This is a genomic window from uncultured Alistipes sp. (assembly GCF_963931675.1).
Taxonomy (GTDB): domain Bacteria; phylum Bacteroidota; class Bacteroidia; order Bacteroidales; family Rikenellaceae; genus Alistipes.
Window position 1 is genome coordinate 488,943 of record NZ_OZ007039.1, and the last position, 14,435, is coordinate 503,377.

Sequence of the window (14,435 nt, forward strand, 5' to 3'; positions counted from 1 at the left end):
TGTTTCAACGTCAGGTCATTCCTTTTCCCGGTCGCCGCACGCGACACTTCCAGTCCCGCTCCGGAAACGCACGCGGAGCAAAGGAGCGGTTCAGGCATCCAGGTATTTCAGCGTCATCTCTCCCCGGTCGTCCAGCACGGCATAGGCGGGATTCTTCTCCCATCCCCCGAGGTTCACGACATGCAGCGCCCCGTCGCGGAAATCGCGTGGGAAGTGCATGTGCCCGAAGACGAAATGGTCGACATCGTGCCCGGCGGCATACTCCCGGGCATATTCGATCAGCGGTTCGGTCAGCGAGGCATCGAATCCGCCCTCCGTACCCTCTCGCCGGGCCTTTTCGTCGGCCGCATCGTGCCCTTTTCGGGACTTTCCGCTCCACCAGTGTCCGAACTTCAGCGCCCAGTCGGGGTGCAGGCCCCACGAGAAGAGCCACTTCAGCGTCCGCGAGCGGAACCCGCTGTTCAACAGTTTCAGCAGCGGCTGTCCGTCGATCTTCATGTTGTCGCCGTGGGCCACGAAGACCCGTCGGCCGTGGAGCGTCAGCAGTTGCGGCGAGGTGTAGATCTCCATGCCGCACTCGCGCGTGAGGTAGTCGCCGACCCACATGTCGTGATTCCCCGTAAAGAAGACCACGCGGATGCCGCGGTCGGTGAGTTCGGCGAGTTTGCCCAGCGTACGTACGAACCCCTTGGGGACCACACGCCGATATTCGAACCAGAAGTCGAAGATGTCGCCGACGAGAAAGATCGCCTCCGCATCGCGGGCCGCGGCATCGAGCCACGCCACGAACCGCCGTTCGACCTCCCGGGCCGCAGCGTCGCCACCCGCCCCGAGGTGTACGTCGGACGCGAAATAGATCATCATCGGGTCAGTTCGTCGAGTTCCCGTTCCAACTTTTCGCCGTAGATGTCGCGGGCGACGATCGTGCCGTTCCTGTCGATGAGGAAGTTGGTCGGGAGTTTCTGCACGTTATAAAGCCCCAGGGCCGCGGAGCCGCGGCCGCGCAGGTCGCTCACCGACACCCAGGGCAGCTGCTGCTCCTGCACGGCGGTGATCCAGATGGCTTTCGAGGTATCGATGGCCACCTGGTAGACCTCGAATCCCACGGGGGCATCGGCATACTTGCGGTAGATCTCCTTCAGGTCGGCATTGAGCGTATTGCTCGACCCCAACTCCGCGGACCAGAAGTCCAGCAGGATGACCTTTCCGGCCAGCGACGAGAGGCGGATCTTCTTGCCGTAGATGTCCATCAGCTCCAGATCGGGATACCCCGACTCGGTGATGCGCGACGAGAGGCTCTGACGGGCTTCCATGCGGGTGATCTCGGCCAACAGGGTCTGCAGATAGGGCGAATCGGGATAGCTCTGCTCCAGGGCTTCGGCCACCGTGCGGTAGTAGACCACGTCGCTGTCGCCGTTGAAGAGGTAGGCATCTCCGGGCAGCCGCTGGTAGAGGGCATAAACCGCGGACAGCGAGGACTTGTTTTCGATGATGAAGCGCAACTGTTCGCGGCGGATGCGGTAGTACTCGGCCGTGTACTCCGAGGCGAGGTTCTTGCGCGCCTCGTCCGTAAGGTCCGGTTCGGCGAACCGGGCGGCGAGGTCGTCCAGTTGCTGGGCACCGTTCACGAACGCCTGGTAGAACTGCCGCAGCAGATCCGATTCGGCGGATCCTTCGACCGTATAGTTGCGCACGACACTCCCCACGGAACTGACCGTCAGGCGGTCTCCTCCGGCCAGCAGCAACGGTATGCGTTCGCCGTTGTAGATGATATTGTAGAGAACCGGGGTCGGGGGAACCTCCTTGAGCCGGAATTCGTAACTGCCGTCCTCAGCCAGGCGGGTCGAATCGACGATCGACGGCGAGAGCGGAGCGAGCTGTTCGAGATAGACCTCCCGGGCGTCGTTGCCGACGAAGCGACCCGAAATCTTCACTTTCGACGACTGGCAGCCGCACATCACCGCCGCCGCCAGGAACGTTCCGAAAAGCGTTTGCTTATTCATGAATGGATGTTTTCGCGGTTAATGGTAGTAAAGATAACGATTTTTCCGCAAATGCGTACCGCTTATTTCGAAGAATTGCGGTGTGCGCCGTTATTTTTCACGAAAGTACGGTGCTGCTGCTGGTTGCGGTTTTTCTGCTGCCGCTGCTGCTGATGCTGCGGGCGGTGCTGCTGGCCGTTCTTCTGGGGACGTGCCGAAAAGGGCTGTTTGTAGTCGCTTCGGAGATTATTCAAGGCCACTTCGTCGATTTCGATACTCCCTCCGGACATGCGTTTGATGTCCTTTACGATCACTTCGTTGTTGGGATGCTCCTGATTGTACTCGTAGCTCTTCGTGCGCATGTAGCGGGCCAGGTTGTCCACGGCGGCCGTCACGGCCCGGGGATTCTGCACGGTGGAGAGGCTGCCGATCATCCGCTCGACGTATTTCCCGTAGTGCTTGTAGGTGATGCGACCCTGGGTATAGGGCATCCGGTTCGGGGCCACGGTCAGTTCCTGACGCGTCGGCCGCGGATAGGGAGAATCCACATCCAGCTGGAAATCAGACATGATAAAGAGATGGTCCCAGAGCTTGTGGGTAAAGTCCGCGGTATCGCGCAGCAGCGGGTTAAGGTTGCCCATGACGGCGATCACGGCCCGGGCCTGCCGGTTGCGTTCGTGTCGGTCCTCGATCTCCATGAGCGAATCGATCATCTCCTGGATATGGCGCCCGTACTCGGGCAGGTACAACTTGCGTCGTGTGTAGTTATAGTTCTTTTTCATAGTGTATGTACGGTCCGGTGTAGTGTTTCAAATCGTCCGCCGAAGTGTCCGGGCGGTCTCCCGCGATGGACCGATTCAAGATGTTTTCATCCGGGCCCCCACCTCCCCGCCCCTCTTCCCGAAATTGGTTTTACGCCGCAGAAAGCCCTACCTTTGGGATCGGAAGCCGTGCAAAACAGAGGCTTGACCGGAGTTTGTCTTCGGCAAAAGTAGTAAAATTTCAGGAAAAACAAGCTATGGCAAAAGTTTTAATTCTGGACCGATCAAAAAGCGTGCGAAACGTACTGCGCGAACGGTTGGAATACGAAGGATTTTCGGCCGAGGCCGCCGAGGACGAAGCCCAGGCGTCGGAGTTGTGCGGGCGCATTCCCTTCGACGTGATCATCTCGGACACGGAGTGCCGGGTTCCCGACGCGGGGATCCCGCTCATCGCGCTTTCGGCGGACCCGTCGATCGACACGGCCGTAGCGGCGGTGCGCAACGGCGCCCGGGATTTCCTGACCAAACCCGTAGACATGAACCGCCTGCTGCAGTCGCTGCACCGGGCCATCGACCAGTCTGTCCCGGCCCCGGCGATTCCGGTTCCGGGTTCGGGTCCGGCCCCGGTCCGCCGGAGCCGCCGGGCACACCCCGCCCGGGCCGAGGAGATCATCGGGCTGTCGCCCGAGATCGAACACGTGCGGCAGCTCATCGACAAGGTGGCGCCATGCGAGGCCCGGGTGCTGATCACCGGAGAGAACGGCACGGGCAAGGAGCTCGTGGCGCGGTGGCTCCACGCGAAGAGCCCGCGGGCCGGGGCGCCGTTCGTCGAGGTGAACTGCGCGGCCATCCCTTCCGAGTTGATCGAAAGCGAGCTCTTCGGCCACGAACGCGGGGCCTTCACCTCGGCGGTCAAGCAGCGCAAGGGGAAATTCGAGCAGGCCGACGGCGGGACGCTCTTCATGGACGAGATCGGCGACATGTCGCTCGCCGCACAGGCCAAGGTGCTGCGGGCGCTGCAGGAGAGCCGCATCAGCCGCGTGGGCGGCGACAAGGAGATCGAGGTGGACGTACGGGTCATCGCAGCCACGAACAAGGACCTGCGTGAGGAGATCCGCAAGGGGAGTTTCCGCGAGGACCTCTACCACCGGCTGGCGGTGATCGTCGTGCGGGTCCCGGCCCTCAGGGAGCACCCCGGCGACATTCCGCCGCTCGTGGAGCACTTCATCCGCACGATTGCCGCCGAATACGGCACGCCGCCGAAACCGATCGTACCCGAAGCGCTCGCGGCCCTGCAGCAGATGCCGTGGACGGGCAATATCCGCGAGCTGCGGAACGTAATCGAGCGGCTTATGGTCCTCTCGGGCGACACCATCACCTCCGAGGATGTGAAAAGTTACTGCTGAGCATCCGCCCCGGGACGAAGGCCGAGACCGCAGCGGGATTAGAGCAGTCCCAGCAGCTCTTCGGGACGGTCGATCAGGTGCCGGGCCCCGGACTCCGCCAACTCGGCCCGTTCGCGGAATCCCCAGGTCACCCCGACGGAGCGTACTCCGGCCGCCGCCGCGGTCTGCATGTCCACGCCCGAGTCGCCGACATAGAGCACGCGCTCCTTCGGCGTCCCGGTCCGGGCGAGAATCTCCTCCACGACCGCCGGATCAGGTTTCAGCGGCACGCCCGGACGCTGCCCGAAGACCGCCGCAAACGCCGCGTCCGGGAAAAACAGGCGGATGAGCTTTTCGGTCCCGGCCTGGAACTTGTTCGAGGCCACGGCCATCCGCACCCCCCGGCGCGCGAGTTCGGCCACCACCTCCGGAATCCCCGCATAGGGTTTCGTATGGCGGTCGATGTGTGCGGTGTAGTACGCCACGAAGTCGGCCCGCACGAGGGCGACGTTCTCCGGCGTGCGCAGCGGCTCGGGCAGCGCCCGTTCGACGAGACGCATGATGCCGTTCCCGACGAAGCGGCAATACTCCTCGTAGGAGTGCTGCGGGAGCCCCCGCACAGCCAGTACGGCATTGCAGGCGACGGCCAGGTCGCCGATCGTGTCGAGCAGCGTGCCGTCGAGGTCGAAGATGACGAGTTCGGTATTCATTTTCCCTTTTTGATCTTCCAGCCGACGGCCGCCACCAGGAGCGACATCAACGGCGAAACGATATTGAAAATACAGTAAGGCATGTAGACGAAGGTCGAGACGCCGAGGACCGTGGCCTGGGTCATGCCGCAGGAGTTCCAGGGGATCAGCACCGAGCAGACCGTGGCCGAATCCTCGACCGAACGGCTCAACAGACGCGGTTCCAGCCCGCGTTCGGCATAAAGGTCCTTGAACAGGCGCCCCGAGAGGATAATCGAGATGTACTGGTCAGCGGTGCAGAGGTTGAAGAAGATCCCGGCGCCGACCGTGGAGGCCACGGCCGAGAAGGTCCGGCGCACCCAGCGCAGGAAGATCTCCGTGAGCGAACGCAGCATCCCGCTTCCGGTCATCACGCCGCCGAAACACATGGCACAGATGATCAGCCACACCGTATTGAGCATTCCGGCCATACCGCGCGTGGCGACGAGTTCGTCCAACTGAGGCGTTCCGGTCGAGATGGCCGTGGATCCGAAGCAGGTCGAGAGCACCCCGCGGAAGGCGGTCATGGCGTCGAGTTCCGCTCCTCCGGCCACCTGCATCACCAGGTCGGGCTGCGCCGCGAGCATCGCCACGCAGGCGAAGACCACGGCACAGAACAGGGTCACGATGGCCGGGAGCTTACGGGCGATCAGGATCCCGGTGGCCAGCGGCACGAGCAGCAGCCACGGCGAGATATGGAACGTCGAGGCCAGCGTTTCGGCGTAGAGTTCGGCGTGGGTGGCGGCACCGTGGTCGAGGGTCAGCCCGGCGACGGTGAAGACCCCGAGGGCTACGAGCATCGACGGCACCGTGGTATAGAGCATGTAGCGGATGTGGGTGAAGACGTTGACACCGACGGTCGAGGAGGCGAGCACCGTGGTATCGGACAAGAGCGAGATCTTGTCGCCGAAATAGGCTCCGGAGATGATCGCTCCGGCAACCCACCCTTCGGGGAATCCCATGGCGCGTCCGATTCCCATCAGCGCCACGCCGATGGTGGCGATGGTGGTCCACGAACTGCCGGTCATGAGCGACACGACGGCGCAGATCGCGCACGATGCAACAAGGAAAAACGACGGATGCAGGACCTGCAGTCCGTAGTAGATCAACGTGGGGACGACACCCGAGACCATCCACGTTCCGGCGATGGCGCCGATGAGCAGCAGGATCAGGATGGCCGACGCCGAAGCGCGGATGTTGTCGATGATGGACTCTTCGAGCACGGCCCAGCGGCAGCGGTAGATGCCGATCGAGAGCATCACGCAGACCGACGTGGCCGACAGCAGGGCGATCTGGCTTCCGCCGTTGATGGCATCGCCGCCGAAGGCGCGGATCACAACGTAGAGCAGGGCCGTCAGGACCACCAGCGGGATGGCCGAGATCCAGGGCGAAGGCGATTTCCGGGAGGTCGTTTCCATATTCGTCTCAAAAACATTCCAACCTTTCCGGATGCAAAAGTAGCAAAATCCGGTGAAAAAAGTTCCATCCGCCCGAAAACGCAGCCGTCTCGCGGCAGCACTCCCGGTATGACCGGCCGGTCCCGAGGCCGGGCCTTTCCATAAAACAGGGTGCGGAGTTCTGTTCTCCGCACCCTGTTTGTCCGAATTCCAGGGATCTTCGTCTCCCCCTCTTCACCGGATTATTTATTCTCCTCGGCAGGGCCTCCGCCGAAGGGATACTGGTGATCGTGCACGTCGTCGAAACGCATACCCTTTTCATAGGTGCGCATGGCGCGGCGCGACATACCCATCGACGAGAAACCGCCGTCGTGGTAGAGGTTCTGCATGGTGACCTTGCGCGTAAGGTCGGAGAAGAGCGTCAGCACGTAATCGGCGCAATCCTCGGCCGTGGCATTGCCCAGCGGGGACATACTCTCGGCGAAGGACATCAGGTCGCCCAGTCCGAGTACGCCGCTTCCCGCGGTGGTCTGCGTCGGGGACTGCGACACGGTATTGATGCGCACGTGCTTCTCACGGCCGTAGATGTATCCGAAGCTGCGGGCGATCGACTCCAACAGGGCCTTGGCATCGGCCATGTCGTTGTAGCCGTAGAGGGTACGCTGTGCGGCGATATAAGAGAGAGCGACGATCGACCCCCATTCGTTGATGGCGTCCTTCTTGCGGGCGACCTGAATGGCCTTGTGGAAGGAGATGGCCGAAATATCGAGCGTCTTGGCCAGGTAGTCGTAGTCGAGGTCATCGTAGGTGCGGCCCTTGCGGACGTTGGGCGACATGCCGATCGAGTGGAGCATGAAGTCGAACTTGCCACCGAAGTGCTCCATGGTCTTGTCGATGAGGTTTTCGAGGTCCTCGACGCTGGTAGCGTCTGCCGGGACGACGATCGTATTGCATTTTTTAGCCAGTTGGCTGATGGTTCCCATGCGGATCGATACGGCGGTATTGGTGAGGACGATTTCGGCACCCTCTTCCACGGCGCGTTCGGCCACTTTCCAGGCTATGGACTGCTCGTTCAGGGCTCCGAAGATAAGTCCCTTCTTTCCTTTCAGTAAGTTGTATCCCATCGTATTTTGGTTTAAAAATTCGGGCAAATATAACACTTTTTTTTCAATCGGAACTTTTTCACGGTGCGAAGAGGGTTCGGGAGCGGAGTCTGCAAGGGTCGTCAACGCCAGCCGATTCCGGGCTTGGCGATACCCTGCGAGGAATTTTTCAGAGGAGCATTTTGCCGGAGGTTTTTCCGGACCGTGAGCGAAATCCATTTCGGGAAACGGCCCGGAAAAACAGAACCCGACGTTTTTTTTAAAATCCGTCGGGTTGTGACCCCTCGTCCAGCGGGGGGGGGCTGGCGGAAAGTGAGGGATTCGAACCCCCGGAACCTTGCGGTTCAACGGTTTTCAAGACCGCCGCGATCGACCACTCCGCCAACTTTCCGGAGACAAAAGTAGTACCGATTTTCCATTCCGCCAAATCTTTATCGGGAATTTCACGCTGCACACTCCTCCGCAGGCAAAAAAACAGAGGAATTTTTCGCTTTATTCAAATTTTCCGTATCTTTGTCAACAAGTTAGGTTATCCTCTTCACGCACAATGCCATGAACAAAACCCAGTTGGTCGAAGCCGTAGCTCTCGACGCCCATCTCACGAAGGTCGAGGCCCGCAAGGCCGTTGATGCCATAATCCGGGTCACCGTGCAATCGCTCCGCGAGGGCGAGCGTCTGACACTGACGGGACTGGGAACGTTCAGCGTACAGCAAAAGGCCGAACGGGTGGGACGCAATCCCCGGACGGGTGCTGCCGTGAAGATTCCGCCGCGAAAGGTCATCAAGTTCCGCCCGACGGTGGAGATCGAATAACCCGCATGGGGAGGGGTGCCCGACGCCAAGGAACAGGAGATCGAGCCACCCGATAGCGGAGACCAAACATCCGGATTGCGAAGCCGACAGGCCGAACGCCCCACGCGGGAAAGTTCCGCCCGCCGGCCGAAACAGAGACACAGAAATATGCCGAAAATTTCAATGCGGGCCGTCGAGATGCCGGCCTCTCCGATACGCAAACTCGTTCCGCTGGCCGATGCGGCCCGTGCGCGGGGGATCAAGATCTACCACCTGAATATCGGGCAACCGGACCTTCCGACGCCGCAGGTGGGGCTCGACGCCCTGAAGCACATCGACCGTAAGGTCCTGGAATACAGCCCGAGCGAAGGCTATCGGTCGCTGCGCGAGAAACTGGTCACCTATTACGATCAGTATCAGATCAAACTCAGCCCCGAAGAGATCATCGTCACCACGGGGGGTTCCGAAGCCGTTCTGTTCGCCTTCATGACCTGCCTCAACCCGGGCGACGAGATCATCGTCCCCGAACCGGCCTACGCCAACTACATGGCCTTCGCCATCTCGGCCGGAGCGGTGATTCGCCCGGTGGTCTCGTCGATCGAGAACGGCTTCGCGCTGCCGCCGATCGAGGAGTTCGAGAAACTGATCAACGAACGTACCCGGGGCATCCTGATCTGCAATCCCAACAACCCGACGGGTTACCTCTATACGCGACGGGAGATGAACCAGATCCGCGATCTGGTCAAGAAATACGACCTGTTCCTCTTCTCGGACGAGGTCTACCGCGAATTCATCTATACGGGTTCGCCCTACATCTCGGCGTGCCATCTCGAAGGGATCGAGCAGAACGTCGTGCTGATCGACTCGGTGTCGAAACGCTACTCGGAGTGCGGCATCCGCATCGGGGCGCTGATCACCAAAAACCGGCAACTGCGCGACGCGGTGATGAAATTCTGCCAGGCGCGCCTTTCGCCCCCGTTGATCGGACAGATCATCGCCGAGGCGTCGATCGACGCCCCGCGGTCGTACAGCACGGAGGTCTACGAGGAGTACATCGAACGGAGGAAGTGCCTGATCGACGGTCTGAACCGCATTCCGGGGGTCTACTCGCCGATTCCGATGGGGGCATTCTACACGGTGGCGCGGCTGCCGGTAGACGACAGCGACAGGTTCTGCGCCTGGTGCCTGGAGCACTTCGAATATGAGGGCGAAACAGTGATGATGGCTCCGGCTTCGGGATTCTATTCCGACCCGGGGTGCGGGCGCAACGAGGTGCGCATCGCCTATGTGCTGAAGAAGGAGGACCTGGAACGCGCCCTGTTCCTCTTGAGCAAGGCCCTCGAAGCCTACAACAACCGGGCATAGTCCGGAGGCTTCCCCAATATCGAAACGGTTCCCGGATCCGGGAGCCGTTTTTTTGTTGCGGAAGGCATCGGGCGAATCGGCCAAAGCTATACCATATATTCCAATTTTTACGAATTTCAGACCAAAAAGTTTGGCCCGCGGGGATAGTTTTTATACTTTTGCCCCCGATTTTGCGTGTCGTGAGACCCGCCCAATAGAAACCAAACCATTGATTATGAAAAAACTTCTCCTTGTTTTGGCTGCCACAGCCATTGCCATGGGGGCATTTGCCGAAGGGTACCAGGTCAACAACTTTTCGGCTCGTCAGGCCGGTATGGCCAACGTCGGAACCGCGATGAAACTCGGTTCGGAGTCCATCTATTTCAACCCGGCCGCCACGGCTTTCCAAACCTCGAAATTCAACATTTCGCTCGGTGCGACGGGTATCCTCTCGTCGGTTACGGCCTCGACGCTTCCCGGCCTCGACAACGGCTACGTGAGCGAACTGCAGGAGACCTCGGACAACAAGATGTCGACCCCGCTGCACATGTATATCAACTACAAACCGTCGGACCGTTGGGCCGTAGGCCTGGGCTTCTACACGCCGGACGGCTCGTCGATGAACTGGGGCAGCAACTGGTCGGGAGCACACCTGATCCAGGAGATCAACCTGGCGGCCTATACGGTACAGCCGACGGTTTCGTTCAAGATCTGCGACCGGCTGTCGATCGGTGCGGGTCTGATGATCACGTGGGGCAACTTCGACCTGTCGCGTTCGCTGCTCTCGCAGGCGACCCGCCAGGGACTGATTACCGGAATGCTCGATCCGAATATCACCCAACTGACCGCCGCAATCGGCAGCGGAGCCCTCACGGGCGAGGAGCTTGCCCAGGCTCAGGCTACGCTGCAAATGCTCCAGCAGGGAAAAGGCTACCTGGAGAATACGATGGATCAATCGATCGTGTCGGCCAAGCTCTCGGGCAATGCCAATGTAGCCGTAGGCGTGAATGCCGGCATTCTGTGGGACATCAACGACCACTGGTCACTGGCGATGAGCTACCGCTCGCGGATGAACATGAAGGTGGACCGCGGCCGCGCCGTCATGAACATCGCTCCGGAAGCCGCGGCGCTGATCGAACAGCTCGGACAGCTAAGCAGCAATACGCAACTGATTCCGGCTCTCGACAAGGGGACGTTCCACACCGAACTGCCGTTGCCGACGACCGTGACGTGGGGCGTGTCGTTCCGCCCGAACGCCAAGTGGCAGATGGCCGTCGACCTGCAGTGGATCGGCTGGTCGGCCTACAAGGACCTGAACGTTGCCTTCAACGAGACGGAGCTGGGTATCAAGGACATCTACTCGGTGAAGAACTACTCGAACACGTTGTCGGCGCGTTTCGGAGCGGAATACGAGGCGCTGGACTGGCTGACGGCACGTGCGGGTATCTACTTCGACGAGAGCCCGGTGGACAGCAACTACCTGAATCCTGAAACGCCGTCGATGACGAAGATCGCCTACTCGCTGGGCGCCTCGTTCCAGTTGGCGCGGAGCCTGGCTCTCGACCTTGCATACTGCTACGTTTCGTCGGCGGATCCCGAGCGTACGGGCTCCTACCCGATCTACGGCTATTCGAGCGGCCAGCTTGAAGAGGTCTTCACCCGCAACTACAAACTCCACGCCCACGTGCTTTCGTTCGGCATGCGGATCAGTTTCTGAAAGTTTGCAAAAAATTACTATATTTGCGGAGCGCTTTGCAGGAAGTGCTCCGCAAATATTTCGGCCTCATAGTTCAAGGGATAGAACGAGGGTTTCCTAAACCCTAAATTCGCGTTCGAGTCGCGGTGGGGCTACCAGGAGGGGGGGGGCACGGAGAGGGCCGCAGAGAGGGCTACAAAGAATGGCCACGGAGAGACCCTCGGAGAAATGGCCACGGAAAAAAGATCACAGGGGGGGGGTAAAGCCTCTCCCTTTTCGGTTGCGGAGACGGGGCTGCCGCTCCGCAGCAAAAGGAATCGGGAGGTGAGGGCACCTCCTTTTTTCATGAAATTTATCTATCTTTGCGCCGTCAAGAACAGAGAAGAGATGGAATCGCTGAAAGAACTCTACAAGATCGGGAACGGTCCTTCGAGCAGCCACACGATGGGTCCGAAACGGGCTGCGGAACGCTTTGCGGAGCGTTGCCGGGGGGTCGACGCCTACCGGGTCACGCTCTACGGTTCGCTGGCCGCGACGGGCAAGGGACACCTCACGGACGTGGCCATCCGCTCGGTACTGGAGCCCATTGCCCCGACCGAAATTGCCTGGAAACCCGAGATCACCCTCCCCTTCCACCCGAACGGAATGCTCTTCGAGGGGCTAAAGGAGGGTGTGACAGTCGATTCGTGGACGATCTACAGCATCGGCGGCGGGGCGCTGGCCAACGAGACGTCGCGGCTGGAGGTTCCGCGAAGCATCTACCCGATGACGACAATCGCGGAGATCAAGGAGTGGTGCTACCGCGAGGGCAAGACCTACTGGGAGTATGTGAACGATTGCGAAGGCCCCGAAATCTGGGACTATCTCGATACGATCTGGAGTTCGATGTGCGAGACGATCCAGCGGGGATTGAACAACGACGGGGTACTTCCCGGGGGTCTGAAGGTGGCACGGAAGGCCTCGACCTACTTCGTAAAGTCGAAGAGCTATACGGGTTCGCTGGCTTCGCGGGCGAAGATCTACGCCTATGCGCTGGCGACCTCCGAGGAGAACGCCTCGGGCGGCATCGTGGTCACGGCTCCGACGTGCGGATCGAGCGGTGTGGTTCCGGCGGTGCTCTACCACCTGTCCACGTCGCGGGATTTCCTGCGGATCCGGATCCTGCGGGCGCTGGCCACGGCGGGGCTTTTCGGCAACGTGGCGAAGACGAACTCCTCGATTTCGGGTGCCGAGGTCGGGTGTCAGGGTGAGGTGGGCGTAGCGTGCGCCATGGCGGCCGCTGCGGCGTGCCAGCTCTTCGGCGGGACGCCCTCGCAGATCGAGTACGCCGCCGAAATGGGGTTGGAACACCATCTGGGACTGACGTGCGATCCGGTTTGCGGGCTGGTTCAGGTTCCGTGCATCGAGCGGAACGCCATCGCGGCGGCCCGGGCCCTGGACGCGAACTTCTACGCGACGCTGTCGGACGGCGCCCACCTGGTCTCCTACGACAAGGTCGTGGAGGTGATGAACGAGACGGGCCACAACCTGCCGAGTCTCTACCGGGAGACGGCCGAAGGGGGCCTTGCCAAGCGTTACGACCGCAAATAATGGAGGCCCGGAACGGAAAGGTGCTTCTGAAATCGGCAGCCGTCTGGCTGGCCATCGTTCCGTGCGCGATTCTCAACGGCGCCTTGCGGGAAGGCGTGCTCCGTCCCATGCTGGGCGAGTCCGTTGCCCTGCCCGTCAGCGGGCTGTTGCTGATGGGCATCATCCTGCTGCTCTCCTGGCTGTTTATCCCGCGTCTGGGCACACAAGGCCATCCGATCCCCGCCTGGCGAATCGGACTGTTGTGGTTTGTACTGACCGTTGCTTTCGAAACGGGTGCGGGCATTGCACAGGGAGCCGACCTCTCCGCGCTGCTCCACAACTACGACATGAGCCACGGCAACCTTTGGCCGCTTGTCGTTCTGTTCACCGGATGTGCCCCACGCCTGGCTCTCTGGCTCCGTCGTTAAACCGCCCCACCCTCCTATCGCGCCGACCCGGGTCCTTCAGCCTGGCCCTCATCCACGACCCCACGGCATCCCACCCTCCGAATCGGTTCCTGAAACCGGGCCTTTTCGCATGGTCCGTCCACCACCATCCTTGTTTCGGGTAATGATGCCAAAAGTGGTTGGTGTCGTATTGGATCAAATGACCAGAATTGTACGATTCTGGTCATTTGCGTTTCTTAATAATTCCATCATTGCTGTTCAGGAAAAGATACCACTTTACAAAGTCCTTAAAATGTTGTTCCGAGAGTCCACGATGGATTCTTAAATTATCCTTCAAGTGACCGAAGAACGACTCAATAGAATTTGAAGATTTAGGTACATTAGGGTATCGCGTGTATGAAAACAGATCGGGTATGGCACGCTTGATATGCGAGACACTTCGATGCAGCATCTTATGCGTAAACCACCATCTTCCCGACAGCTCATCTACGGTTTTTTCATTGATAAATGGTTCGTGTCGCCGATACCAGTCAATAAAAGCCCGTATCCATAACTGTGCCTCATCATGTGTTTGTACTCCATTTAACAAGTGCACCAGTTCGAGGAGTTCCTGTGCCGCTACGGTCTGTGGTTTGCGTGTAATCCACGTCTCTATCTCTCGCGCTACATGTACCGTACAACGCTGCAAGATCGCCTCCGGACACACTTCCCGCACCGCTTTTATGATATTGGGAGATCCATCACAGGTGACACTCTCAATTTGAATGCCGACATCGCGTATAGCCGTTAGGTCTGCTTTCAAATCCCGCAGCGTTTCACTCCTGGTTATGCGATAGAGGAGGGTCATCTTGATGTTGTGATCCCGATATACAACCAGACAAATCTTATTTGAGAAGTAGGTGCCGTCGATCAGAAGATTTACCTTCTCGCGTCGCTGTATCTGCCATAAAGGGCACTGGGGCAAGAGCCGATAGAAGTATCTTTTTAGGGTGCGTTCGCTGTATCCGCTCTCACTCGCAAGGTCACAAATACGCTGTTTACCGCGAACCCAACGCGCGAACCATATAAACTTGTTTTTATCGGAAATCCAGTCTCGACGATCCGTAAAATAGCTGCCACAATTCTTACAATAATAGCGGCTGCAACCGCTACGAGTACCCCATTTTATTGTCTCTAAAAAGCCACAATGAGGACAGCGTATTTTTCGTTTTTTTGACATAAAAATAGAGATTAGTAGAAACCCGTTTCTACTAATCTCTATTTTATCCTTA

The 14,435-nt window shown here is 59.6% G+C and carries 13 protein-coding genes and 2 tRNA genes; 7 read left to right on the forward strand and 8 right to left on the reverse strand.

What is annotated here, in order from left to right:
* Nucleotides 1–90: 90 nt before the first annotated feature.
* From ABGT65_RS02085 to ABGT65_RS02095, 3 genes are all read right to left on the reverse strand, one after another.
* A complete protein-coding gene (locus ABGT65_RS02085; protein WP_346699546.1) occupies nt 91–861 on the reverse strand; it encodes a UDP-2,3-diacylglucosamine diphosphatase in 771 nt (256 codons plus the stop codon).
* Complete coding sequence (locus ABGT65_RS02090) at nt 861–2,003, reverse strand: TlpA disulfide reductase family protein (RefSeq protein ID WP_346699547.1); 1,143 nt, start codon at nt 2,001–2,003, stop codon at nt 861–863. Before ABGT65_RS02090 ends, ABGT65_RS02085 begins: the two co-directional genes overlap by 1 nt.
* A 62-nt stretch (nt 2,004–2,065) precedes the next feature.
* A complete protein-coding gene (locus ABGT65_RS02095) occupies nt 2,066–2,764 on the reverse strand; it encodes a DUF4290 domain-containing protein (protein WP_346699548.1) in 699 nt (232 codons plus the stop codon).
* Nucleotides 2,765–3,000: 236 nt separating this feature from the next.
* Here ABGT65_RS02095 and ABGT65_RS02100 point away from each other — a divergent pair, with 236 nt between their 5' ends.
* On the forward strand, nt 3,001–4,149 hold the full coding sequence (locus ABGT65_RS02100; protein ID WP_346699549.1) for a sigma-54 dependent transcriptional regulator: 1,149 nt from the start codon (nt 3,001–3,003) through the stop codon (nt 4,147–4,149).
* Between the two features lie 38 nt (nt 4,150–4,187).
* Here ABGT65_RS02100 and ABGT65_RS02105 read toward each other — a convergent pair whose 3' ends face one another.
* The 4 genes from ABGT65_RS02105 to ABGT65_RS02120 all read right to left on the reverse strand — a co-directional run bounded on the left by ABGT65_RS02105 (nt 4,188) and on the right by ABGT65_RS02120 (nt 7,747).
* Entirely contained in the window at nt 4,188–4,838 is a 651-nt protein-coding gene (locus ABGT65_RS02105) for an HAD-IA family hydrolase (protein WP_346699550.1), read from the reverse strand.
* Nucleotides 4,835–6,274 (reverse strand): Na+/H+ antiporter NhaC family protein, encoded by a 1,440-nt coding sequence (locus ABGT65_RS02110; RefSeq protein WP_346699551.1) that lies wholly within the window; start codon nt 6,272–6,274, stop codon nt 4,835–4,837. The genes ABGT65_RS02105 and ABGT65_RS02110 overlap by 4 nt, the downstream gene beginning before the upstream one ends.
* Before the next feature lie 221 nt (nt 6,275–6,495).
* On the reverse strand, nt 6,496–7,377 hold the full coding sequence (locus ABGT65_RS02115; protein WP_346699552.1) for an SDR family oxidoreductase: 882 nt from the start codon (nt 7,375–7,377) through the stop codon (nt 6,496–6,498).
* 282 nt (nt 7,378–7,659) lie between these two features.
* A tRNA-Ser gene (locus tag ABGT65_RS02120) sits at nt 7,660–7,747 on the reverse strand.
* A 161-nt stretch (nt 7,748–7,908) separates the two neighbouring features.
* Between ABGT65_RS02120 and ABGT65_RS02125 the strand changes: the two genes are divergently transcribed.
* From ABGT65_RS02125 to ABGT65_RS02150, 6 genes are all read left to right on the forward strand, one after another.
* Nucleotides 7,909–8,169: an HU family DNA-binding protein gene (locus tag ABGT65_RS02125; protein ID WP_346699553.1), complete on the forward strand. Its 261-nt coding sequence runs from the start codon at nt 7,909–7,911 to the stop codon at nt 8,167–8,169.
* A 147-nt stretch (nt 8,170–8,316) separates the two neighbouring features.
* Nucleotides 8,317–9,513 carry a pyridoxal phosphate-dependent aminotransferase gene (locus tag ABGT65_RS02130; RefSeq protein ID WP_346699554.1) on the forward strand — a complete coding sequence of 399 codons (1,197 nt, stop codon included), beginning with the start codon at nt 8,317–8,319 and terminating at the stop codon, nt 9,511–9,513.
* 214 nt (nt 9,514–9,727) lie between these two features.
* Nucleotides 9,728–11,209, forward strand: coding sequence for an outer membrane protein transport protein (locus ABGT65_RS02135; protein WP_346699555.1), 1,482 nt, complete (start codon nt 9,728–9,730; stop codon nt 11,207–11,209).
* 62 nt (nt 11,210–11,271) lie between these two features.
* A tRNA-Arg gene (locus ABGT65_RS02140) sits at nt 11,272–11,346 on the forward strand.
* A 229-nt stretch (nt 11,347–11,575) separates the two neighbouring features.
* A complete protein-coding gene (locus tag ABGT65_RS02145; RefSeq protein ID WP_346699556.1) occupies nt 11,576–12,778 on the forward strand; it encodes an L-serine ammonia-lyase, iron-sulfur-dependent, subunit alpha in 1,203 nt (400 codons plus the stop codon).
* Entirely contained in the window at nt 12,778–13,185 is a 408-nt protein-coding gene (locus ABGT65_RS02150; RefSeq protein ID WP_087263037.1) for a hypothetical protein, read from the forward strand. The genes ABGT65_RS02145 and ABGT65_RS02150 overlap by 1 nt, the downstream gene beginning before the upstream one ends.
* 202 nt (nt 13,186–13,387) lie before the next feature.
* On the opposite strand, the gene ABGT65_RS02155 is transcribed toward ABGT65_RS02150, so the two are convergent.
* Nucleotides 13,388–14,383 carry a transposase gene (locus ABGT65_RS02155; RefSeq protein ID WP_149873922.1) on the reverse strand — a complete coding sequence of 332 codons (996 nt, stop codon included), beginning with the start codon at nt 14,381–14,383 and terminating at the stop codon, nt 13,388–13,390.
* Nucleotides 14,384–14,435 lie beyond the last annotated feature (52 nt).